General features: G+C 66.7%; 18 protein-coding genes. 11 read left to right on the top strand and 7 right to left on the bottom strand.

What is annotated here, in order from left to right; translation table 11 throughout:
- Positions 1–76 precede the first annotated feature (76 nt).
- Positions 77–832 carry an IclR family transcriptional regulator gene (locus CAL12_RS13420; protein WP_086064899.1) on the top strand — a complete coding sequence of 252 codons (756 nt, stop codon included), beginning with the start codon at positions 77–79 and terminating at the stop codon, positions 830–832.
- Between the two features lie 115 nt (positions 833–947).
- Here the strand turns inward: CAL12_RS13420 and CAL12_RS13425 are convergent, their stop codons facing one another.
- The 4 genes from CAL12_RS13425 to CAL12_RS13440 are packed head-to-tail and all read right to left on the bottom strand — an operon-like array spanning position 948 to position 5,640.
- Positions 948–1,868 (bottom strand): 2-hydroxyacid dehydrogenase, encoded by a 921-nt coding sequence (locus CAL12_RS13425; protein ID WP_157792978.1) that lies wholly within the window; start codon positions 1,866–1,868, stop codon positions 948–950.
- A gap of 37 nt (positions 1,869–1,905) precedes the next feature.
- Positions 1,906–3,378 carry an FAD-dependent oxidoreductase gene (locus CAL12_RS13430; protein WP_086064901.1) on the bottom strand — a complete coding sequence of 491 codons (1,473 nt, stop codon included), beginning with the start codon at positions 3,376–3,378 and terminating at the stop codon, positions 1,906–1,908.
- A gap of 18 nt (positions 3,379–3,396) precedes the next feature.
- Positions 3,397–4,965 (bottom strand): ABC transporter substrate-binding protein, encoded by a 1,569-nt coding sequence (locus tag CAL12_RS13435; protein ID WP_086064902.1) that lies wholly within the window; start codon positions 4,963–4,965, stop codon positions 3,397–3,399.
- 39 nt (positions 4,966–5,004) lie between these two features.
- Positions 5,005–5,640, bottom strand: coding sequence for a helix-turn-helix domain-containing protein (locus CAL12_RS13440; RefSeq protein ID WP_086064903.1), 636 nt, complete (start codon positions 5,638–5,640; stop codon positions 5,005–5,007).
- 143 nt (positions 5,641–5,783) lie between these two features.
- Between CAL12_RS13440 and CAL12_RS13445 the strand changes: the two genes are divergently transcribed.
- The 8 genes from CAL12_RS13445 to ydiK all read left to right on the top strand — a co-directional run bounded on the left by CAL12_RS13445 (position 5,784) and on the right by ydiK (position 15,670).
- Positions 5,784–6,725 (top strand): ABC transporter permease, encoded by a 942-nt coding sequence (locus tag CAL12_RS13445; RefSeq protein ID WP_086064904.1) that lies wholly within the window; start codon positions 5,784–5,786, stop codon positions 6,723–6,725.
- On the top strand, positions 6,722–7,588 hold the full coding sequence (locus tag CAL12_RS13450; RefSeq protein WP_086064905.1) for an ABC transporter permease: 867 nt from the start codon (positions 6,722–6,724) through the stop codon (positions 7,586–7,588). The genes CAL12_RS13445 and CAL12_RS13450 overlap by 4 nt, the downstream gene beginning before the upstream one ends.
- Positions 7,581–8,615 carry an ABC transporter ATP-binding protein gene (locus CAL12_RS13455; RefSeq protein WP_086064906.1) on the top strand — a complete coding sequence of 345 codons (1,035 nt, stop codon included), beginning with the start codon at positions 7,581–7,583 and terminating at the stop codon, positions 8,613–8,615. The genes CAL12_RS13450 and CAL12_RS13455 overlap by 8 nt, the downstream gene beginning before the upstream one ends.
- Positions 8,612–9,595: an ABC transporter ATP-binding protein gene (locus CAL12_RS13460; RefSeq protein ID WP_086064907.1), complete on the top strand. Its 984-nt coding sequence runs from the start codon at positions 8,612–8,614 to the stop codon at positions 9,593–9,595. Before CAL12_RS13455 ends, CAL12_RS13460 begins: the two co-directional genes overlap by 4 nt.
- An 87-nt stretch (positions 9,596–9,682) precedes the next feature.
- Entirely contained in the window at positions 9,683–10,576 is an 894-nt protein-coding gene (locus tag CAL12_RS13465; protein WP_086064908.1) for a DODA-type extradiol aromatic ring-opening family dioxygenase, read from the top strand.
- Between the two features lie 181 nt (positions 10,577–10,757).
- A complete protein-coding gene (locus CAL12_RS28465; protein ID WP_232464797.1) occupies positions 10,758–12,734 on the top strand; it encodes an alpha/beta fold hydrolase in 1,977 nt (658 codons plus the stop codon).
- 179 nt (positions 12,735–12,913) lie between these two features.
- Positions 12,914–14,581, top strand: a complete 1,668-nt coding sequence (locus CAL12_RS13475) for a PqiB family protein (protein ID WP_086064909.1) — start codon at positions 12,914–12,916, stop codon at positions 14,579–14,581.
- A 12-nt stretch (positions 14,582–14,593) separates the two neighbouring features.
- Complete coding sequence (gene ydiK / locus CAL12_RS13480) at positions 14,594–15,670, top strand: AI-2E family transporter YdiK (protein WP_086064910.1); 1,077 nt, start codon at positions 14,594–14,596, stop codon at positions 15,668–15,670.
- Here ydiK and CAL12_RS13485 read toward each other — a convergent pair.
- Together CAL12_RS13485 and CAL12_RS13490 are read right to left on the bottom strand one after the other, a co-directional pair.
- Positions 15,667–17,355 carry an ATP-binding protein gene (locus CAL12_RS13485; RefSeq protein WP_086064911.1) on the bottom strand — a complete coding sequence of 563 codons (1,689 nt, stop codon included), beginning with the start codon at positions 17,353–17,355 and terminating at the stop codon, positions 15,667–15,669. The two genes, ydiK and CAL12_RS13485, sit on opposite strands and share 4 nt — an antisense overlap.
- A complete protein-coding gene (locus CAL12_RS13490) occupies positions 17,342–18,865 on the bottom strand; it encodes an ATPase domain-containing protein (protein ID WP_086064912.1) in 1,524 nt (507 codons plus the stop codon). The genes CAL12_RS13485 and CAL12_RS13490 overlap by 14 nt, the downstream gene beginning before the upstream one ends.
- Before the next feature lie 185 nt (positions 18,866–19,050).
- On the opposite strand from CAL12_RS13490, the gene CAL12_RS13495 reads away from it, so the two are divergent.
- A complete protein-coding gene (locus CAL12_RS13495; RefSeq protein ID WP_198298445.1) occupies positions 19,051–20,202 on the top strand; it encodes a zinc-binding metallopeptidase family protein in 1,152 nt (383 codons plus the stop codon).
- Positions 20,203–20,256: 54 nt separating this feature from the next.
- A complete protein-coding gene (locus tag CAL12_RS13500; protein ID WP_232464798.1) occupies positions 20,257–21,933 on the top strand; it encodes a VRR-NUC domain-containing protein in 1,677 nt (558 codons plus the stop codon).
- Here the strand turns inward: CAL12_RS13500 and CAL12_RS13505 are convergent.
- Positions 21,917–22,219, bottom strand: coding sequence for an ArsR/SmtB family transcription factor (locus CAL12_RS13505; RefSeq protein ID WP_086064914.1), 303 nt, complete (start codon positions 22,217–22,219; stop codon positions 21,917–21,919). The two genes, CAL12_RS13500 and CAL12_RS13505, sit on opposite strands and share 17 nt — an antisense overlap.
- Positions 22,220–22,291: the final 72 nt, after the last annotated feature.

Below are 22,291 nucleotides of genomic sequence, written 5' to 3' on the forward strand. Positions count from 1 at the left end.
TATCTATTGCGCGCATTGTGGTGCGTTGTTCCACGTACTACAATGCCATTTCATAGAACGCGACATGTATCACGGTATGAAGCAATCGGAACTGGCTGACCATGAAACCGGCGGCCTGGAAGAAGGCGCTGGCCCGGAAGAAGGCGTCATCGCCGTACGGCGCGCGATGCGCATCCTGGAAGCCTTCGGCGTGGAAGACGCCTACCTGTCCCTGGCGGAATTGAGCCGGCGCACCGGCTGCCACCGATCGACGGTGCTGCGTCTGGCGCGCACCCTGGCGATGGACGACTATCTGGCGCAGCGGCCCGACGGCAACTGGCGCCTGGCAAAGGGAGCCGGCTGGTTGGGGGCCTGCTACCAGGCCACTTTCAATGTGCTCGAAGTGGTGCAGCCGGTCCTGCGCGAGCTATCCGATGCCACCGGCGAAAGCGCCACGTTCTACGTGCGCGAAGGCAAGCAGCGGATCTGCCTGGCCCGTGTGGACGGCCCCAGGTCGATACGCCATCACGTACGCGTGGGGGCCGCCTTGCCCCTGAACCTGGGCAGTCCGGGGCGCGTGCTGCTGGCGTTCTCGGGCGAGCCCGACGAGCCTTATGAATCGATACGGCGCGCGGGCTACATGATGTCGTTGGGCGAACGCGATGCGGAAGTGTCCAGCATCTCCGCGCCGGTCTATGGCATCAACTGGAGCCTGGTCGGCGCGATCTGCATCTCGGGGCCGTTATCGCGGTTGACCGAGCAGGTACTGCTGGACAACAAGGACCATATCCTGTCCGCGGCCAGCAAGCTGTCCCGCGCGATGATGGGCGTTCGGCAAGGCCAGCCGCGCTAGGCTGCGGGGGCATTGCGGGCACTGATGGCGTGGCGGCGCCGGGTGCCTGCGTGAGGCGCCCCCGCCAGGTGCCCTGTGCCCTGCGCCAGGTGCCCTGCGCCAGGTGCCCTGCGCATCAATATCCGCGTTGCCGGTCCACCTGCCCGAGCAGCGCCTGTCCCGCGCGCGCCCGGGCGATATTGGCGGCCACGTGCGCGGCGGCCGTGCCGGGGTGCGTCATGCTGGCGTTGTGCGGCGTGATGGCGATATCTGCGCGCGTCCAGAACGGATGATCGGCCGGCAGCGGCTCGACGCGGAATACATCGAGCGTGGCACCGGACAACTGTCCCGCGTCCAGCGCAGCCAGCAGGTCGGCTTCGACCAGATGCTCGCCACGGCCCACGTTGATCAGGTAGGCGCCGCGCGGCAGGCGCGCGAACGTGTCGGCGTCGAGTATGTTTTCCAGCTCCGCGGTCAAGGGCAGCAGATTGACCAGGATATCCGTGCGCGCCAGGAATGCATGCAGCCCGTCCTCGCCCGCGTAGGCGTGCACGCCCGCCAGCGTCTTGGCCCGCCGGCTCCAGCCGGCGACCTCGAAGCCCAGGCCCTGCAAGGCAGGCGCGCAGGCGCTGCCCAGCTCGCCCAGCCCCATGATGCCGACGCGGCTTACGCGCGCTTCCGGCCGTCGCCATGCATGTTCGCGCTGGAATGCCCGCATGGCATCCCAGCCGCGATGCCGTTGCAGCACCGCCATGCAGACGTACTGCACCATGCCGGTGGTCAGCGTAGGGTCGACCATGCGCGCTACCGGCAGGTGCGCGGGCACGGTGGGATCCTTCAGGATGTGGTCCACGCCGGCGCCCAGCGAAAAGACGGCACGCAGGTTCGGAAAGCCGGCGATGACGCCGGGATCGGCGGCCCAGCTCAGCACGAACTCCACGTCCTCGGCGGGTCCGGTGTCCGGCCAGACGCGCACCTCCAGGTGGGGACAGGCGTGCCGCAGGGCTTCGACCCATTGCGCGGTGGGAGCGGTCTTGCGTATCAGTACCAGGCTCATATCGATAGCTCGCTGGGTAGGCCAGGCAGTTGACTGCTCATCGGACACCGTACAGCCGCTGTGCCAGCCGCTGGTACTCGACGATTTCGGTTTCGACGCGCGCCGGCGGCCAGCCCAGCGCCCGGCCGAGTTCGGCGGCATCGGTGCCGATATCCGCGAGGCCCAGGTCGGCATCCCAGACACGGCCCCGGCGGCGCGCCAGATGATCTTCCAACGTCACCACGTGTTCGTCGGCCGGCGTGCGGGACCAGTCCTCCGGCACGGCCGTGGCCGCCGCGCCCGCCGGCGGACCGAGGCGCGCCTGCAAAGCCTGCAGCACATCCGCCCCCGTGCGGCGATGCGCGCCCAGCGAACCGTTGCTCAAGGCGTAGGCGCCGGGCAGGCCATCGTCGGCCAGATCGTAGATGCGGCGCGAGCGGTGTCCCATGGGCAGCGCGGGGTCGAAGGTCAGCGGCCGGATGCCGGCCCACGTCGAGACGATATTCCGCCTTCCCAGCTTCAATGCCGGGAACAGGTGGTTCACTTCGCTTAGGATGAAGTCGACGTCGTCACGGTCGCAATGGACATCGTCCAGGTCGCCTTCGTACAGGGTCTCGGTCGGCCCGAAGAAATGCAGGTCGCGCCACGGCATGCAATAGAAAGGCCGGTTGCGCGTGGACATCGCCGCGAAGCCCTGGCCGCGGCAGGACTCGGGCAGGCGGAACACCAGATGCGCGCCCTTGGTGCCGGTGATCTTGCGCGATACGGGCTTGCCAGCGAGCGCATTGACCTGGTCCACCCATACGCCGCCCAGGTTCATCACGGCGCGCGCGCCGATGGTCGCCTCGTTGCCTTCGACGGTGTCACGCAGCCCGATGATCCAGTGGCCGTCCTGCTGCCGCAGGGAAGTCGCCGCGGTGTAGTTGCGGATGACCGCGCCCATGGCCTGGGCCTGCATCGCCAGGTCCACCACGGCGCGTTCGGGCCAGTCGAACTGGTACTCGGTGTAGGACGCGATGCTGGCGATGCGCTCGGGTTGGGCGATGAAGGCCAGGAAGGGATTCTCGGCACGGGCACGCGCGGCGGACGTGCGGCGATAGTCCAGCGGCACCTTGCCGTCGGATACCGCGCCCAGGATGCCAAAGGCCACATCCACCATCCACGGCGCATAGGGCCCATCCTTGAACAGGGGATAGTGCATGCGCAAGGGCTTCAGGCCGGCCTTCCCGGATCGCACCAGCTCGCTGCGCACGGCCATCGACCGCTTGATGGTGCGCACCGCGTCCAGGAAGCGGCCCGGATGGCGCAGGAAGGTGGTCACCGGGCCGCCCGGCATCAGGTAGCGCAGCCCGCAATGCAGCAGGCGGCTGGACCGGGCGCTGGACCCGGAGCCGTAGTCCGCCTTGTCGACGAGCAGGACGCGGTAGCCGGCCTGCGCGGCGGCATGGGCGGTCGCCGCGCCGTTGATGCCCGCGCCGATGATCGCGATGTCGAAATCCCGGCCCTCCAGGGCCTGCAATGCTGGACGCATGATGTGGAGACGCGGCGGTTATTTGTTCAGGGAGGTCTTCTCGGTGATCAGCGGACCGTAGGACAAGGACCCCTGCAGGTCATAGCCATAGTCCAGCGACTTGCGGCTGGCCCAGACGATCTTCTGTTCGAACAGCGGAATGGCGCAGACCGCGTCGACGATCTTCTGCTGCGCCTGTTTCCACAGCGCCTTGCGCTTTTCCAGGTCCAGCTCCTTGCTGGCCGCGGTGATCTCGGCATCGGCGGCGTTGCAATGCGAGAAGTTGGCGGCGGCGGTGGGCTGCCCGATGGCGCTGCTGGAGAGATAGAACTCCTTCAGGTAGTTGTCCGCGATGGGAAAGCGCGACGATGCGTAGATCACCAGGTCGCTGAGATCCTTGCGGATCTGCTGGTGGTAGGTCGCGTGCTCGACGACGTCCATGTCCATCAGCACGTTCACTTTCTTCAGCTGCGCCTGGATGATCTGCGCCGGGCCGAGTGTGGCGGCGTTCTGCGTCTGGATGACCTTGAAGCTCAGGCCGTTGGCGTGGCCGGCTTCCTTGAGCAGGGCGGTCGCCTTGGCGGGATCGTAGCCGGGCAGATGCACGCTCGGATCCGCGCCCAGCGTGGCCGTCGGGATGACGGTGGGCGAGTCGGCGGCCACCAGTTTCCCCTTGAAGAGCACAATCCGGCTGGGATCGATCGCATAGGCGATCGCTTGCCGCACGCGCAGGTCGTCGAAAGGCTTGCGCGAGGTGTTCAGGAAAGCCAGCCCCTGGTAGGCCGGTTCGATGATGTCCAGCTTGGTGTCGGCGCGGTCCTTCATGCGTTCGGCCCAGCGCTGGTCCTGCCGGCCGTAGACCAGGTCGAGTTCGCCGGACTCATAGGCCAGGTCGCGGCTGGCGTCCGAACGGATGTAGCGATAGACGATCTGGTCGATGCGGGGCGCGCCCCGGAAATACTGCTTGTTGGCCTTGAAGGTCACCGACTGGCTGGCCTGGTAGGCCTCGAACTCGAAGGGCCCGGTGCCCACCGGTTGCAGGCGGAAGTTGTCGCCACGCTGCTCCACTGCCTTCTTGCTGACGATGAATCCGCCCTGGTAGCCGACCAGCGTGTAGAGCAGGTCCGCGGACGGCGACTTCAGCGTGATGCGCACGGTGCGCGGGTCCACGGCTTCGACCTTCTCGACGTTGGCGAAGTCCGCCGCGAACGAGGACGTCTTGGGATCGCGCGCCCGGTCCAGGGAAAACACCACGTCCTCGGCGGTCATCTTGCCGAAGCCCGCGTGGAACTGGACGTCCTGGCGCAGGGTGAAGGTCCAGACCTTCTTGTCGGCCGAGACGTCCCACTTTTCCGCCAGGTCGGGCTCGATGCTTTCCAGCGAAACCGAACCCGGCTTGAAGCGGGTCAGGCCGTTGTACAGCCAGGGCATCAGGATTTTTTCCTGCGTGGCGGACGCCCGGTGAGGGTCCAGCGTGGCGAGGTCGGACGCCGCCATGCCGACGTTCAGGACCTGGGCGGCGAGCGCCGGCGCGGGCGCCAGCGTGGCCATACCCGCGCCCAGCAGAGCGGCGAACAGCGCGGCGTTCTTGATGCGTGCAATCGACATAACGGCTTCCCCTTGGTTTATGCGTAGTGATGACGATGGTTATTCGGCGGGCGCCGCGGGCGGCGCGGACTCCTGCAAGGGCACCGCGGCGACGACCCACAGCACCTCGGCCTTTTCCTGGCCCGGATTGCGCCAGCGATGCGGCGCCTTGCTGTGATAGCGAAAGCTGTCGCCGGGATGCAGCGTGAAGCTCTTGTCCTCGATCCAGAGCTCCAGCGTGCCGGCCAGCACCAGGCCGACCTGTTCGCCGCGCTCGATGGTGAACAACTCCTCTCCGGTCGAGCCGCCCGGCTCGATATACGCCCGGTACACATTGATGCCGGCCGAAGGCTGGGGCGTGAGGATGACTTTCTCGATGCCTTTTTCCGGCGCCTTCAGCGCGGGATGGCTGCCGGCGCGCGCCACCACGCCTTTTTCGTCGGCGGCGGGCGAGTTGCCGAATTCCAACAGGGTGGTGCTGGGGATGTTCAGGGCGTCGGAGATGACCCTGAGCATGCGCACCGACGGCGAGCTGATGCCGCGTTCCACCTGGCTGAGCAGGCCCACCGAGATCTGGCACATCTCCGACAGCTTGGAGATGGACAGGCCTTGTTGCTTGCGCGCCCGGCGGATCTGCTGGCCCAGCCACAGGTCGGCGACGCTACGGGCTTCATAGGAAGCGGAAGTGGGAGGCATGAGGCTCGAAGGGTATTGGGACAGGCGAATTCTTCCATTCGTGATGGAATCACGCAAGTGAAAATTTCATATTGACGATGACTTCATGTGGATGGCAGTATTCACGCATTCCCGGTTCCGGCTCCCGCGTTAGGAAAAAACCCGTGTTGCTGTACGTGCTGAAACGGCTGTTGATGGCGGTGCCCACGCTGCTGGGCGTGCTGACCATCGTCTTCGTCATCGTCCGCATCGCGCCCGGCGATCCGGCGATCGTCATCCTGGGCGAGAACGCGACGCGCGAGGCGATCGAGCAGTTGCACCGGCAACTGGGGCTGGACCTGCCGCTGTGGCGGCAATACCTGGATTTCATGGGATCGGTGCTCACCGGCGACCTGGGCCGCTCCATGATCACCAACCGGCCGGTGCTGTCGGAAGTGGCGCGGGTCCTGCCTTACACCATCGAATTGACGCTGGCGGCCATCGTCATCGGCATCGTGGTGGGCCTGCCCCTGGGCGTGATCGCCGCCCGCTACCGCAACCGCGCGCTGGATTTCGTCATCCGCTGCGTCTCGTTGCTGGGGCTTTCCTTTCCCGCATTCATCTCCGCCATCCTCCTGCTGCTGCTGTTTTCCATCCAGCTCAAATGGCTGCCGGTGATCGGCGAGGCCAGTTATGCCGATCCCGGCAAGCGCGCCGCCGCGCTGGTGCTGCCCGCCCTGAACCTGGGCCTGATCATGGTGGCCTACATCACGCGGGTGACGCGCTCCAGCATGCTGAACGTCATTGGCGAGGACTACATCCGCACCGCGCGCGCCAAGGGCGTGCCGGCGCGCTTCGTGGTGTGGCGCCACACGCTGCGCAACGCGCTGATTCCCATCGTCACCGTCATCGGCCTGTACCTGGGCGTGCTGATCGGCAATTCCGTGCTGACGGAAATCGTCTTCAACCGGCCCGGCCTGGGCAAGCTCATCGTCATCGCGCTGAACTCGCGTGACTATCCCACCCTGCAGGCCATGCTGGTCATCTACGCCTTCGTCATCGTGCTGGCCAACCTGCTGACCGATCTGATGTACGGGGTCATCGATCCCAAGGTGCGCAACCAATGAGCGCTATCGCCGTTTCCTCGCCATCGCGCGCCGCGCGGCTCCTGCGCCTGTGCTGGCGCCGTAAGGCGGCCAGCGCTGGCGCCATCGTCACGCTGCTGGTCGTCCTTGCGGCCATCTTCGCGCCCTGGCTCGCCCACCTGGATCCCAACGAGCAGGACATCGCCGCGCAGCTGATGGGTCCATCCGCCGAACACATGCTGGGCACGGATACCTACGGACGCGACGTCTGGGCGCGCATCCTGTACGGCGCGCGGGTGTCGCTGTTCATCGGCGTGGCGTCGATCGCCGTGGCCATGCTGGTCGGCGGCCTGCTCGGCCTGGTCGCGGGCTACAAGGGCGGGCGCACCGATCGCGTCATCATGGCGGTCATGGACATGCTGCTGTCCTTTCCCAGCCTGGTCATGGGCCTGTTGGTGGTGGCGGTGCTGGGGCCGTCGATGGTCAACCTGATCATCGCGATTTCGTTCACGGCGATCGCGCCCTTCGCCCGCATCGCCCGCGCTCCGACCCTGGCCGTGCGGCAGCGCGATTTCGTGGAAGCGGGCAGGGCGCTGGGGTATTCGGACCTGCGCCTGATGCTGCGGCACATCCTGCCCAACATCCTGGACGAGATCCTGGTGCTGGGATCCCTGTGGCTGGCGACCGCCATCCGTACCGAAGCGTCGCTCAGCTTCATCGGGCTGGGCGTGCGGCCTCCCACGGCGACCTGGGGCGGGATGATACGCGACGGCTTCGAGAACATGCTGGACGCGCCGTGGCTGGTGATATTCCCCAGCATCGCCATCCTGATCATCATGATTTCGCTGAACCTGCTGGGCGATGGGTTGCGCGATGCCACCGATCCGAAACTGCGCAATGAATAATTCCCCGCACGAGACCGACGCGCCAGTACTGTCCGTCAGCCGCCTGACGACCGAATTCCGCATCAAGGGGCAGTGGCATCCCGCGATCCGCGACCTCAGCCTGCATGTGGGCCGCAACGAAACGCTGGCCATCGTCGGCGAGTCCGGTTGCGGCAAGAGCATCACCGCGCTGTCGGTCATGCGCCTGATCAATCCGGCGCAGGGCAGGATCGCCGGCGGCCAGATCCGCCTGGACGGGCAGGACCTGCTCGCGCTGTCGGAGCCGCAGATGGAGAAGGTACGCGGCAACGCGATGGCGATGATTTTCCAGGAGCCGATGACCTCGCTGAATCCGGTCATGACCATAGGCAGCCAGATCGCCGAGTCCGTGCGCTTTCATCGCCGCGCCACGCGCGAACAGGCGCGCGCGCGGGCGCTGGAACTGCTGGAGTGGGTGCGCATCCCGGCGGCGGCGCGGCGCTACGACGATTATCCGCACCAGTTCAGCGGTGGCATGCGCCAGCGCGTCATGATCGCCATGGCCCTGGCCTGTGAGCCCAGGCTGCTGCTGGCCGACGAGCCGACGACCGCGCTGGACGTGACGATACAGGTGCAGATCCTGGCGCTGCTGGCCGAGCTGAAGGCGACGCGCGACATGGGCATGGTGTTCATCACGCACAACCTGGGCGTGGTCGCGTCCATCGCCGACCGCGTGGCGGTGATGTACGGCGGCCGCGTCATCGAGCAGACCGACGTGCAGTCCCTGTTCGATCGGCCGACGCACCCCTATACCGAGGCCCTGCTGCGTTCCATGCCGCGCGTGGATCGTCCGCGCGCCGACCTGCAGCCCATTCCTGGCCAGGTGCCGCCCATCACGGTGGAAACGCCCGGTTGCCGCTACGCCGATCGCTGTCCCCTGGTCCAGCCGCGCTGCCGGCAGGCGGTTCCGCCGCTGGCCCCGGTCGGCGGCAACCTCCATCACCTGGCGCGCTGTTGGGTGCGCGCCGACGCCGTCGACGCGGACGTCAACACGGAGGCCTCGGCATGAGCGCGCACGCATTGCTGGAAGTACGCAAGCTGTCCAAGCAGTTCGTCGTCAAGCAGGGCTTCCTGGGCGGCAGCAAAGCGGTCCTGCACGCCGTGCACGACGTGTCGTTCGAAGTGCGTGAAGGCGAGGCCTTCGGCATCGTCGGCGAATCCGGCTGCGGCAAATCGACCGCCGGCCGTAGCCTGCTGCGCCTGATCGAGCCGACGTCCGGCGAAGTCCGCTACAAGGGCGAGAACATCGTCGACTTCGACCGCGCGCGCCTGCAGGCCTTGCGCCGAGAAATACAGATCATCTTCCAGGATCCCTATGCGTCGCTGAATCCGCGCATGACCATAGGCGCGACGCTGGAAGAACCCATGCTGCTGCATGGCGTGGCCACGCGCGCGAACGTCCGCGCCAAGGTGGAAGCCGCCTTGCTGGAAGTGGGGCTGCCGGCGCAGGCCATGAGCAAATATCCGCACGAGTTCTCAGGCGGCCAGCGCCAGCGGGTGGGCATCGCGCGCGCCCTCGCGCTGAATCCCCGCCTGATCGTGGCGGACGAACCGGTATCCGCGCTGGACGTCTCGATCCAGGCGCAGGTGCTGCTGCTGATGGAAGCCCTGCAGCGCAGCCGCGGACTGAGCTTCGTATTCATCTCCCACGACCTGGGCGTCGTGCGCCACTTCTGCAATAACGTCGCGGTGATGTACCTGGGCCGGGTGGTAGAAAAAGGCCCCGTGGATCCGCTGTTCGAAGAACCGCTGCATCCCTACACGCAGGCGCTGCGGGCCGCTTCGCCGGTGCCCGACCCACGGCAGAAAATCACCATCGCCAAGATAGACGGCGACATCGCCTCGCCCCTGGCGCCGCCCAGCGGCTGCCATTTCCATCCGCGCTGTCCCAAGGCCATGCCCGTCTGCAAGGCGGAATATCCGGCCCTGCGGACGGTTGCGCCGGGGCGCCAGGTGGCATGCCATCTGTACCCGGTGGCGAGCACCTGACTTGCGCGGCCGGGCCGGGCCGTTACACAATGGCCCGGTTCGCCCGAGGGGCGACAATATCGCCGTCCTATCGTTCGGGTCCAAGACATGACTACCATCGCCGCCACGGCGTCAGCCACCACTGCTTCCGCCGATCCGGCGGCCGCCCGCATGCCCGTCTATTTCCTGTCGCATGGCGGCGGGCCCTGGCCCTACATGCAAGGCCAGATGCGCGAGCGCTATGCGGTGCTGGAACAATCGCTGCGGGACATTCCGGCGCAATTGCCCGCGCCGCCCAAGGCGATCCTGGTTGTGTCGGGCCATTGGGAGGAGCCGGAGCTGACCGTGTCGTCCTCGCCCCGGCCAGGGATGATCTACGACTACTACGGTTTCCCGGATTACCTGTATCACATCAGCTATCCCGCCCCCGGTTCGCCCGAGCTGGCCGAACGGGTGCGCAGACTGTTGACGGACGCGGGTTGGCCGGCGCATAGCGATCCGGAGCGGGGCTACGACCACGGCACCTTCAGCATGCTGGCGCCCATGTATCCGCGGGCGGATGTTCCCGTCGTGCAGTTGTCCATGATGGCGGACATGGACCCCGCGCGCCACATCGCGGTGGGCCAGGCCCTGGCGCCGCTGCGCGACGAAGGCGTGCTGATCCTGGGCAGCGGCCTGAGCTATCACAACCTGCGCAACTGGGGCCCGGGCGCCGCCGCGCCATCGGCCGCCTTCGACGCGTGGTTGCGCGATGTGCTGCTGGACACGACGCCGCGGGAGCGTCGCCAGGCTCTCACGCAATGGGAGCAGGCGCCCAGTGCGCGTGTGGCCCATCCGCGCGAGGACCACCTGATTCCGCTCATGGTGGTGCTGGGCGCCGCCGGCGACGATCCGGCGACGCGTATCTACAGCGAGGACTTCATGGGCGCCATCGCGGCATCCAGCTACCGCTTCGGCGCGGACCGCACGCCCAGCCGCAGCGACCTCCTGGCCGCCGCATAGCGCGGCTTTACGCCGCGAGGGCACTTGCGGCGAATCGCGGGAACCATTAAGGTCATCGGGAGTATCCGTCCGCGGGGGCGGTGCGCGACTAGCAGCGGCCGACAGAAGCCAGCCCGATTCCTTATCCCGTCATCCCGTCCTTGCGCGGTCGTCCTTGACGGATCTTCGTGGAGCCCCCGCCATGTCCTTGCGTGGATTGCTAGCCAGGCCGCTCGCCGGCCTGTTCGTCCTGTCGGTTCTTTCCGCTGTTGTCGTGTCGCCGGCCATGGCGGCTCCCGATGCCGCGCCCAGTGTCGCCCCCAGCGCCGCGCCCAGTGTCGCCCCCAGCGCCGCGCCCGCAGTCAAGCCCCCGCTGGTCCTGGAAGACGAAGGCAGCTTCTTCGTCGGCGGCCGCGAACAGGCTTCGGAAACCCTGTCCTTGACGCAGAAATACGATCCGCGCGGCACCGTCACGGTGGACCAGATGTACGTGCAGTACCAGGTCCCCGTGAACGCCAAACCCTATTCGATCACGCTGATCCATGGTTGCTGCCTGACCGGCAAGACCTGGGAAACCACGCCCGACGGCAGGATGGGCTGGAACCAGTATTTCGTGCGCAAGGGCTACGCCACGTACACCATCGACCAGGCTGGCCGCGGCCGGTCGGCGACGGACATATCGGGCATCAACGCCGTGCACCTGGGCAAGGCCGCGCCGGACAGCCTGCCCGCGGTCTTCGCGGCCGGGCACGAAGCGGCCTGGACCATCTTCCGTTTCGGTCCCAAGTACCCCGAGGCCTACGCGGACACGCAGTTCCCGGTGCAGGCGCAGGCCGAGCTCTGGCAGCAGATGGTGCCGGACTGGCTGACCGCCTTGCCGACGCCCAATCCAACGGTCGCCGATCTATCCAAACTTGCGATCAAGCTGAAGGGCACGGTACTGATGAGCCATTCCCAATCCGGCATCTATCCTTTCCAGACCGCGGCCTTGAACAAGGAGGGCGTGGCCGGCATCGTCGCCGTCGAGCCCGGCGAGTGCCCCAAGGTCGAAGAAGCCCGGGCGTTGGTGGGCATACCCATCCTGGTCGTCTTCGGCGACCATGTGCAGCAGTCCAGCCGCTGGGCGCCGCGCTTCAAGGCCTGCCAGGACTTCATCGCCGCCTTCAAGTCCGCGGGCGGCACGGGTGAGTTCATGAGCCTTCCGGCCATGGGCATACACGGCAACTCGCACATGATGATGCAGGACAGGAACAACCTGCAGGTCGCCGACCTGATCCTGGGATGGATAGACCGTAATGTGGAAGGGGCAGGGCGCGCGGCTTCCGTGGCCGCTGCCTCCACGACGCTGGCCGATGCAGCGTATGGCACCGCCGGCGGCAGCAAGGCCGGCGCCGCGCGTCATCATGTCCTGGTGCAGGCCGCGCCCGACGTCCGCATCGACGTCATCGAGGAAGGCGCCGGCCGGCCGCTGGTGCTGCTGCCATCGCGCGGGCGCGGCGCGGAGGACTTCGACGACGTCGCGCGCCGGCTCGCCGACGATGGCTACCGCGTCCTGCGCCCGCAGCCGCGCGGCATCGGGCAGAGCACGGGCCCGATGGACAACATCACGCTGCACGACCTGGCCAACGACATCGCGGCGGTCATCGGGGACCGGGCGCGGGAGCCCGTGGTGATCGTCGGCCACGCCTTCGGCAACTGGGTCGCGCGCACCACCAGCGTCGACCATCCGGAACTGGTGCGCGGGGTCGTCATCCTGGCAGCCGCGGCAAAGCAGTATCCGCCCGGCTTGAGCGAACACGTCGACCGCAGCGGCGACCTGTCGCTGCCCGACGCCGAACGCCTGAAATCCCTGCAGTACGCCTTCTTCGCGCCGGGCCATGACGCCAGCGTCTGGCTGACCGGATGGTATCCACGCGTCAATGAAAGCGAACGCCTGGCCGGCAAGGCGACCCGGCAATCGGACTGGTGGTCAGGCGGCAGCGCGCCGATGCTGGACCTGCAAGCCGGCGACGATCCCTTCAAGCCCGCGGCGACACGCAATGAAGTCAAGGACGAATTCGGCGACCGCGTGACGATGGTCGTCATCCCGGGCGCAGGCCACGCACTCGTACCCGAGAATCCGGACGCGGTCGTGGCCGCGATCGCCAGGTGGGAAAAGACGCTGCCGTCCCCGCAATGACAACGGAATTGGTGCACCGCAGATTGTCCTGAAGCTTATATTCTGGCAAAACACCGATGAGCTCACGCTGTTCATAGGTTGTCCACGTCCGCCGCGGGATCCCAGCCGACAGGCTCCGGAGACCCCGGGGCGCATGCAGTACATGCACTGGTCGCGGGCCAGCCCGCAAGGGGACACGCATGGCGCAGGACAACGATTCCGGCGATGGCCCGCCCGTCGGCGCAGCCACGATCACGCGGAAAAAGCGTCATCTATCGTGGATATGGGCGGTCCCCCTGGTGGCATTGCTCGCCGGCGCGGCGCTCGTGTTGCGGACCTGGTACGAATCGGGACCGGCCATCACCATTACGTTCGCAACGGCCGAAGGGATCGAGGCCGGCAAGACGCAGATCCGCTACAAAGAGGTGAACGTCGGCCAGATAGAAGGTGTCCGTTTGGCCGAGGATCGCTCGCACGTGATCGCCACGGCCAGGCTGGCGAAAGAGGCGGCGTCGCTGGCGCAGCAGGGCACGAACTTCTGGGTAGTTCGTCCGCGCCTGGGATTCAGCGGCGTCTCGGGGCTGGGCACGCTGTTTTCCGGCGCTTATATCGGTGTGGACGCACCCGGCAAACCCGTGGCCGGGCATCCAAAGACCGACTTCATCGGCCTGGAGGCGCCTCCCGAAGTGCTGCAGGACAGGCCCGGCCGTAGATTCAACCTGCAAACGGCCACCCTGGGTTCGCTGGATATCGGATCGCCCGTGTACTACCGGCGCATCGCGGTCGGCCAGGTCATCGGATACCAGCTGGATGGCGAGGGCCGGCACGTCAACGTGCAGGTATTCGTCGATGCGCCCAACGACCGCTACGTCAACGACGCCACACGCTTCTGGAACGCCAGCGGCGTGGATGTTTCCATCAATGCCCAGGGACTTCAAGTGCGCACGCAGTCGATCCTCGCCGTCGCGCTGGGCGGCCTGGCGTTCGAAGACTTCGGCCGGAGCAGCGACATGGCGGCAAGCGATGCCAGCGCGCGCGACCGGCCCTTTCCCATTTTCGACAGCGAACAGGCCGCCCGTGCAAGACCCGACGGCGCGCCCCTGAAGGTGCGGATGCGCTTCAGCCAATCGGTCCGCGGATTGAGCGTCGGCGCGCCCATCGATTTCCATGGGATCGCGCTGGGGCAGGTGGACGCGATCGACATGCGGTTCGATCGCGCCGGCGCGCAGTTCTATCCGGTGATCAGCGGAACGATATATCCGGACAGGCTGGGTTCGGTCGCGAAGGTGGTGCACGAATACGCCGGCCCGGACTTCCAGAATCCCAGCGGCAGGCTGCTGGCACAGCTGATCGAACGGGGCATGCGGGGGCAGCTGCGCACCGGCAATCTGCTCACCGGACAGCTGTATGTGGCCTTGGATGAGTTTCCACAGGCGCCGCCGGTGGCGTTTACCATGTCCATGCCGGCCGAGATCCCGACGGTGCCCAACAACCTGGACCAGCTTCAGCAGCAGCTTGCCAGCATCGCGGCGAAGATCGAGAAGATTCCGTTCGATCGCATCGCCGACGACCTGCATACGACCTTGGCGAGCGCGAGCCGCCTGGTTACCAGGCTGGACCGCCAGGTCGCGCCCGAGGCACAGGCCGCCTTGCGGCAGGCGACGCGCGCCATGGGGCAGATTGCGACGATCATGGGCACCGAAACCGGACCGGTCGCCGACCTGCAACGTACCTTGACCGAGTTGGGCCGCACGGCACGTTCACTGCGCGCCTTGGCGGATTATCTGCAAAGCAACCCGGAAGCCCTGTTGCGTGGACGTTCTCCGGACCCCGCGCCCAGAAGCCGGCGCGCGGCCGAAGTACCTTGAGAAGGTGGCGTGATGGCCAGGCAGCCCCGCAACGACGTCGCGCGCATGTTCTTCCTGATCGTGGTGCTGTCCGCGCTGCTGGCCGGCAGCCTGTACATTCTTCGTCCCTTCCTGCCTGGCCTGATCTGGGCCGGCACCATCGTGGTGGCGACCTGGCCCTTGTTGCTGCGCCTGCAGCGCCGCCTGGGCGGGCGGCGTTGGCTTGCCACCACAGTGATGATGCTTGTTCTCGTCGTCGTGATGGTACTGCCGCTATACCAGACCATTTCGACGTTGGCCGGCCACGCCGACGAGATCGTTGGCACCATACGGCGCCTGCCTTCATACACGCTGCTGCCGCCGCCCGACTGGATCGCCGACGTGCCCTTGATAGGGCGGCGCACCGCGGCCGAATGGCAGCGGCTGTCCGACGCGGGCCCCGGCGGCCTGCTCGCGCGTGTCGAGCCTTACCTGACACTGGCGGCGCGCTGGATCCTGGGCCAGGCCGCGGTCCTGGGCACCTTCATGATCCACATGCTGGTGACCCTGGTCATCGCGGGCATCCTCTACGTACACGGCGCATCGACCGCCGCGTTCATCAGCCGCGCCGCGGTGCGGCTCGCGGGCCCGGCCGGCTCGGTGGCGATCACGCTCGCGGGGCAGGCAATACGCGCGGTGGCGCTGGGCATCGTGTTGACCGCCGTGGTGCAGACCAGCCTGGGTGCCATGGGCCTATGGCTGGCCGACGTGCCCGCCGCCGGCGTCCTGGCAGCCGCCATGCTGCTGCTTTGCATCGCGCAGATCGGCCCGCTGATCCCCATGCTGGCCGGCGTGATCTGGCTGTACCGGATCGACGCGACCCTGGCTGCCACGCTGCTGCTGCTGTGGTCCATCGTCATCGGCACGTTGGACAACGTCATGCGTCCGTGGTTGATCAGCAGGGGAGTGCGGCTGCCGCTGTTGCTGATCCTGTGCGGCGTGATCGGCGGCATGCTGGCCTTCGGACTGGTGGGCCTGTTCATCGGCCCAGTCGTCCTGGCGGTCACGCTGGTGATGCTGCGAACGTGGGTGGATGGCGTGGCACTGCCTGAAGAAGGGCAAGGAAATTAAGCTCCGGATGCGGAATCGCACCCGCCCAGTACGGTGCGCAGCACGTTGCCCAGGTCTTCGAGCCGATACGGCTTGGGCAGCAGCGGTATGCCGTCGCTTTCCGCCGCGCGCGCCTCCTGGCCCATGAAACCGGTGGTCAGCACGATGGGCAGGGCGAAGCGCCGGGCGCGTATCTCGCGCACGAGTTCCAGGCCGCTCATGCCGCCGGGCATCATGATGTCGGAGAACACCACGTCGATATGCCGGCCATCCGCCAGCGCGCCCAGCGCCGCGGCGGGGCTGGCGACGCGTGTGGCTTCGAATCCCAGCTGCGCCATCATCTCGCCCACCAGCGCCGCGACTTCGTCGTCGTCCTCGACGACGAGCACGTGCGCGCACGATGCCGCCGTGTCGATCGCCGCGCCGGCCTCGGGCACCGGCTCGGACGGCGGCTTGAGGCAGCGGGGCAGCATCAGCCGGACGGTGGTGCCGCGGCCCAGTTGCGTGTATATCCGCACGTCGCCGCCCGATTGGCGCGCGAAGCCGTAGGCCTGCGCCAAGCCCAGGCCGGAGCCCTTGCCGACGTCCTTGGTCGTGAAGAAGGGCTCGAAGACACGCGCCTTCACTTCCTCGGTCATCCCGGTTCCCGTGTCGACCACGGACAGGCCGACGAAATCGCCCTTGAGGACGCCGTCGTCCACACCGGGCATATTCTCCGCGCGGATTTCGATGGTGCCGCCCGAGGGCATGGCGTCGCGGGCGTTGACCGCCAGATTCAGCAGGACCAGTTCCAGTTCGCCAGGATCGACTTCCACCGGCCACAGGCCGGCCGGCAGCCGCAGCCCCACCTTGATGTCGCCCCGCAGGCTGCGATCGAGCATCTCGCGCATGCCGTGAACCTGCCGTACCAGGTCGACCGGCTCCGCCTGCAGGGGCTGCCGGCGCGAGAACGCCAGCAACTGGCGCGTCAGCCCCGCTCCCCGTTCGACAGCCTGCTGCATGGCCTGAATCAGGCGCGCGCGGCGGTTCGGATCGGCCTGGCGGTCGAACATCTGCAGGCCGCCGGAGATCACCATCAGCAGGTTGTTGAAGTCGTGCGCCACGCCGCCCGTGAGCTGGCCCAGCGCTTCCATCTTCTGCGCGTGGCGCAAGGTTTCCTCGACCTGCGCGCGTTCCTTCATCTGCTGCCGGAGCTGGGCATTGGCGGCTTCCAGTTCCATGGTGCGGGCACGCACCGTGTCTTCCAGTATGGCGGCGGCCTCTTCCTGTTCGCGCAGCAAGGCGCGCGTCTCGTACTGTCGCATGCGCGCGCGTACCGCCGCGTGCACGGCGCTGGTCAGCGTGATGGCTTGAACGGGACGCTCCAGCAAGGAGACATTGCGCAGGGCGGCGACCATCTTCTGCCGCCATGCCGCGACCGCGGGCTGCTGCACCCGGCTCGTCAGCACCACGAAGGGCAGGTCGGACCACGCCGGCTGTCCGTGCACCCAATCCGACATGGCCTGGAGGTTCGCGCCGAACAGCGCTTCTTCGGTCACGCACACCGCGGCGACGCCCAGCGACACGCTGGCCAGGACCGTTTCCATGCTGGCGCACACTTCGACGTCCAGCCCCGAGCGGTGCAGCAGCGCCGCCGACGCGGGACCGTCCCTGCCAACAGGGGCATAGACGACGACGCGCGCCTCACGTCCGTCAATCGGCCCCATCGTCGCTGCCTGCGATCGAAGGAAGCCCGTCGCCATGGTATTCCGGCGTACCCGCGAAGATGCCGCTGAACGCGGCCAGGGGCGGACCGACGTGGATACCACCCATCCCAAGGCGGAACTCCCGTATCGTCTGCTCATGCCGGCCCCCGCGCTTCTTGACGACCGACATGGCACGGCGCACCGTGCCCGCGTGTTCGAAGTACCGCAGCATCAATACACAGTCGCTCAAGTAGCTGATGTCCAGCGGCGTGTCGGTGGTGCCCATCAGTCCGTGCTGGGCCAGCACCAGGATGGTGTTGACGCCTTGCTGGCCCAAAAAGGTCAGCAGTTCGTGCATCTGCAGGATCAGGAATCGTCCGTCCGGCATCGCATTGAGGTAGCCGTTCAGGCTGTCGATGACCACGACGCGCGCACCGCCCACCTCGACGTCATGGCGCACCAGCGCGGCGAATTCGCCCGGCGAAAGCTCGGCGGGGTCGATCTGCTGCACGCGCAGCAGGCCGCTTTCCATCGCGCTGTCGATGCCCATGCCCAGGCTTCTGGCGCGGACCTCCAGCGTACCCCTGCCTTCGTCGAAGGCATACAGCACCGCGTGCTCGCCGCGTCGCGTCGCGGCAATGGCATAGGATAGCGCGACAGACGACTTGCCGATACCTGCCGACCCCACGAGCAGGGCGTTCGTGCCGCGCTCCAATCCGCCGCCCAAAAGCTCGTCCAGCGCATCGTTGCCGCTGGAAATCCGCCCCTGGGCGAAGGACGTGCGGTGTTCTGCCGCGACCAGTCTCGGATAGACTGCCAAGCCTCCTTTCTTGATGGTGAAGTCGTGATAGCCGCCGCGGAAATCGATGCCGCGCATCTTCACAACGCGCAGCCGCCGCCGCTGGGCACCGTAATCGATGGCGAGCTGCTCCAGCGACACCACGCCATGCGAAATCGAGTGCAGTTGCAGGTCCACGGAGTCCGACGAGAGGTCGTCCAGCAGGATGACCGTGCATTGGCGGCTGGAGAAGAAATGCTTCAAAGCCAGCACCTGCCTGCGGTAGCGCAGCGGCGTCTGGGCCAGCATGCGCAACTCGGAAAGGCTGTCCAGCACTACCCGCGACGGGTTGATGGCCTCGACCTGGTCGACGATCAGCTTGGTGGTTTCGCTAAGTTCGACTTCGGCGGGATGCAGGACCGTCAGCTCGCGTTCCGGATCCAGCGTGCTTTCGGGGGGCACCAGTTCGAAGATATCGATGCCCTCCAGCGACCAGCCGTGGCGTTTCGCGACCAATGCGACCTCCTGCCGGGTTTCCGACAGCGCAATGTAGAGCACACGCTCGCCCTGCCGCGCACCCGCCAGCAGGAATTGCATGGCGATGGTGGTTTTTCCGGTGCCGGGATTGCCTTCATACAGGTACATGCGGTAGCGGTCCAGGCCTCCGGCCAGGATATCGTCCAGGCCCGTGCTGCCGGTGGAGATCCGCGTGCCGTCTTCGTTTTCCAACTCGACGCTATTCTTCTCACCCATGGCGTTCCTTTGCACGTTATTGGGTCCGCTTCAGCGTACTGCAAAAGGCTGTCAGCGCGGATTCCGCGCTCTACCATCACGTGTTAATTGGCAACGGTGATTGACCGCTCATCTCGACGTTCACATAGTGCCATGTGCCCGCAACCATTGCATGAAGGATGTTTCGATCCGTGAATGACCAATCCATGGAAGCTAGCCCGGTGGACGAGGGGCTCGTCACGCCGCGCGCTTATCATTGCGCGTGCGGGCACCGGATTTTCTTTCGCAACAGCCAGTGCCTGGCGTGCAGGCGGCCGCTCGGCTACGTGCCGTCGCGCCTGCGCCTTTTCCCGCTACGCCCCGGCCCCCAAACGGATACCTGGCGCATCATCGGCGAGCCGGAGGAGTCCAGCACTGTCTATCGGCGCTGCGAGAATTTCGGCTTGGCGGCCGCCTGCAATTGGCTGGTCGAACCGGAGGGCGGCACCTACCGCAACCTGTGCCGCGCGTGCAGGCTGAATCGCACCATTCCCGATCTGTCCGTGGCGCGCAATCTACCGCTATGGCAGAGCCTGGAGGCCGCCAAGCGCAGGTTGGTGTCGCAGTTGATCGGCCTGGACCTGCCGGTGGCGTCCAAGGTTTCCGAGGACCCGCAGCGTGGGCTGGCCTTCGACTTCCTGGTCAGCATCCCGGGCCAGCCGCGCGTGTTGACGGGGCATGACAACGGCATCATCACCATCAATCTGGAAGAAGCCGACGACGCGGTGCGGGAGCGCGTCCGCATCCAGATGCGCGAACCCTATCGCACGCTGCTGGGCCATTTTCGCCACGAGGTGGGCCACTACTATTGGCAGCGGCTGGTCATGGGCACGGCCTGGGAAGCGCCGTGCCGCGTCGTGTTCGGCGACGAGCGCCAGGACTATGGCGCCGCGCTCAAGGCCAATTACGACCAGGGACCGCCACTCGACTGGCCGCAGCGCTACGTCAGCGCGTACGCCAGCATCCATCCCTTCGAGGACTGGGCCGAGACCTGGGCGCACTATCTGCATCTGCGCGACACCCTGGATACCGCGGAAAGCTATGGCATCGCGTCCGTAACGTCGGACACGGAAGTGACCGGCTTTCGCGCGGAAGATCTCTGGTGGCCGGCCGCGCCGAACGCGGAATCCTTCCTCGACATGCTGAAGCGCTGGATAGGCACGACGTGGATCATGAACGAGATGTCGCGGGCGATGGGGCTGCGCGATTTCTATCCCTTCGTGCTGCCGCAACCGGCGGTGGCCAAGCTGCACTTCATCCATTGCGTCATCTTCGATCCGGACGGGACCGGCATCCCGGCGCGGGAGCAGGGCGGCTAGGAGCAACGCCGGGGCGGCTGGCTATACTGTGGATATATCCAGCAATGCCCGTCCATGCCAGCCGCCATCCTGCCCAGGTTCGATCCTGGTTCTCCCGATATCCGCTATTACTACCTGCGCAATTTCCAGTTCGCGCTGGACTGGATACGTGCCCGCTACGACGACGTGCTGGGCGCGGAAGAGCGCGGTTTCATCGCGGCCTTCGTTGCGATGCCTCGGCCGGCACAGGCGCTGATGACCCGCATGCTGATGCGCCGGGGGCCGGTGTTCCGTGGCAGCGCCTTGCGCTATGACGAAATAGGCTGCCCCCGGGCTGCCTCGCGCGACCTGGTGGCGCAAGGATGGGTGGATGACTCGCCCGTATTGCCGCTGGATGACGCCGCCAGGCTGCTCCGGCGCGCCGAACTGCTGCGCTTGTTGCCGCCCGACCTGCGCCATCCGGCCTTGAGCAAGGCGCGAATGCTTGAGTGGTTGCGGGTGAACGACGCATCGCCGCGGACATGGACGGACTGGGACGACAGCGGCGACTTTGCAATAAGCATCCGCGTCGCGCCGCTGATCGACCGGCTGCGCCTGATGTTCTTCGGTAATCTGCGCCAGGAGTGGTCGGCATTCATCGTGGCGGACCTGGGCATCGTGCAATACGAGCGCGTGGCCTTTCCCGATTCCGCGCGCGCCTTCCATACGCGCGCGGACGTCGACGCCTATCTCTGGCTGCACGAGCGCAGGCAGCGGCTCGAGGACGGCACGCAATCCGCCCCGGCCCTGCTGGAGGAAATCCTGCCGGTGTCGTTCGCATCCCCTTGGCTGCGCCACCGCCACGCCAAGCTGCGCTTCCTGATCGGACGGCAACTGGAACGGCAGGCCGATTGGGATCTGGCGTGCCGGGCCTACGACGGCTGCGGCCATCCCGAAGCGCGCCAGCGATACGCGCGGGTGCTGGAGCTGCAGGCGCGACACGCGGAAGCGCTGCGCTTCGCCCTGCAGGCCACGCGCGCGCCGCTCAACGAGAGCGAAGCGCAATCGCTCGCGCGCCTGGTGGCCCGCCAGCAGCGCCGGCTGGGCCTGCCGCGCGCCAGGGAGCGGGCCGCGCAGGTCATACCGGTCGACGTACTGACGTTGCCGCATCCGGCTCAGCCGCGCGCGGTCGAACACATCGTGCGCGAGCATCTGGACGCGCCGGAGGCCCCGGCCTTTTACGTCGAGAACGCACTGATCAATTCGCTGTTCGGCCTGTTGTGCTGGGAAGCGGTGTTCCAGCCGCTGCCGGGCGCCTTCTTCCATCCGTTCCAGCGCGGCCCGGCCGACCTGCACGCGCCGGACTTCCACGCCAGGCGGGACGAGGCCTTCGGCGCGCAACTGGCGCGACTGGACGACGGCAGCTACAAGCGCGCCATCCTCGCGACCTTCGATGCGAAGATGGGCATACAGTCGCCCTTCGTGTTCTGGGGCGCGCTCGATCCAGGTTTGTTGTCGCTGGCCTTGGATTGCATCCCGGCCGCGCACCTGAAGGCCTGGTTCTCCCGCATCCTGCGGGACGTGGCGGCGAATACCTCAGGCCTGCCGGACCTGATCCGTTTCTTTCCCGCCTGCAATGCATACGAGCTGGTGGAAGTGAAAGGGCCGGGGGACAGGCTGCAGGACAACCAGCGGCGCTGGATGGCGTACAACGCCGCGCACGGCGTTCCGGTACGCGTGTGCCGGGTGCGGTGGCTCAGCCAACCTGCTTGAGTATCGCGTCCACCAGGCCCGGGAAGCGCTTGTCGAGTTCGACGCGGCGCAAGGTGTTCTGATGCACCGTGCCGGCGACGCTGGTGCGCACCAGGCCGGCTTCTCGCAGGATGCGGAAATGATGGGACATGCTGGATTTCGGGCGGCCGCCGTCGAGCTCGCCGCAAGTGGCTTCTTCCACGCGCGACAGATGCCTGACGATCTCCAGCCGCACCGGATCGCTCAAGGCATGGAAGATACGCTCCAGGACGAAGTCTTCCGGGGAAGGGTGGTTGTACGCACGCATAGCGCGGATTGTAATGTTCTTTTTACGTAATTTCGATAATTATCGAACTACGGTACTATAGCACCCTATAAC

This window comes from Bordetella genomosp. 8 (assembly GCF_002119685.1).
Lineage (GTDB): Bacteria > Pseudomonadota > Gammaproteobacteria > Burkholderiales > Burkholderiaceae_B > Bordetella_C.

Coding starts and splice junctions, on each gene's coding strand:
- CAL12_RS13420 (WP_086064899.1), top strand. CDS start 77: ATGAAGCAATCGGAACTGGCTGACCATGAAACCGGCGGCCTGGAAGAA.
- CAL12_RS13425 (WP_157792978.1), bottom strand. CDS start 1,868: ATGAGCCTGGTACTGATACGCAAGACCGCTCCCACCGCGCAATGGGTC.
- CAL12_RS13430 (WP_086064901.1), bottom strand. CDS start 3,378: ATGCGTCCAGCATTGCAGGCCCTGGAGGGCCGGGATTTCGACATCGCG.
- CAL12_RS13435 (WP_086064902.1), bottom strand. CDS start 4,965: ATGTCGATTGCACGCATCAAGAACGCCGCGCTGTTCGCCGCTCTGCTG.
- CAL12_RS13440 (WP_086064903.1), bottom strand. CDS start 5,640: ATGCCTCCCACTTCCGCTTCCTATGAAGCCCGTAGCGTCGCCGACCTG.
- CAL12_RS13450 (WP_086064905.1), top strand. CDS start 6,722: ATGAGCGCTATCGCCGTTTCCTCGCCATCGCGCGCCGCGCGGCTCCTG.
- CAL12_RS13455 (WP_086064906.1), top strand. CDS start 7,581: ATGAATAATTCCCCGCACGAGACCGACGCGCCAGTACTGTCCGTCAGC.
- CAL12_RS13460 (WP_086064907.1), top strand. CDS start 8,612: ATGAGCGCGCACGCATTGCTGGAAGTACGCAAGCTGTCCAAGCAGTTC.
- CAL12_RS13465 (WP_086064908.1), top strand. CDS start 9,683: ATGACTACCATCGCCGCCACGGCGTCAGCCACCACTGCTTCCGCCGAT.
- CAL12_RS28465 (WP_232464797.1), top strand. CDS start 10,758: ATGTCCTTGCGTGGATTGCTAGCCAGGCCGCTCGCCGGCCTGTTCGTC.
- CAL12_RS13475 (WP_086064909.1), top strand. CDS start 12,914: ATGGCGCAGGACAACGATTCCGGCGATGGCCCGCCCGTCGGCGCAGCC.
- ydiK (WP_086064910.1), top strand. CDS start 14,594: ATGGCCAGGCAGCCCCGCAACGACGTCGCGCGCATGTTCTTCCTGATC.
- CAL12_RS13485 (WP_086064911.1), bottom strand. CDS start 17,355: ATGGGGCCGATTGACGGACGTGAGGCGCGCGTCGTCGTCTATGCCCCT.
- CAL12_RS13490 (WP_086064912.1), bottom strand. CDS start 18,865: ATGGGTGAGAAGAATAGCGTCGAGTTGGAAAACGAAGACGGCACGCGG.
- CAL12_RS13495 (WP_198298445.1), top strand. CDS start 19,051: ATGGAAGCTAGCCCGGTGGACGAGGGGCTCGTCACGCCGCGCGCTTAT.
- CAL12_RS13500 (WP_232464798.1), top strand. CDS start 20,257: ATGCCAGCCGCCATCCTGCCCAGGTTCGATCCTGGTTCTCCCGATATC.
- CAL12_RS13505 (WP_086064914.1), bottom strand. CDS start 22,219: ATGCGTGCGTACAACCACCCTTCCCCGGAAGACTTCGTCCTGGAGCGT.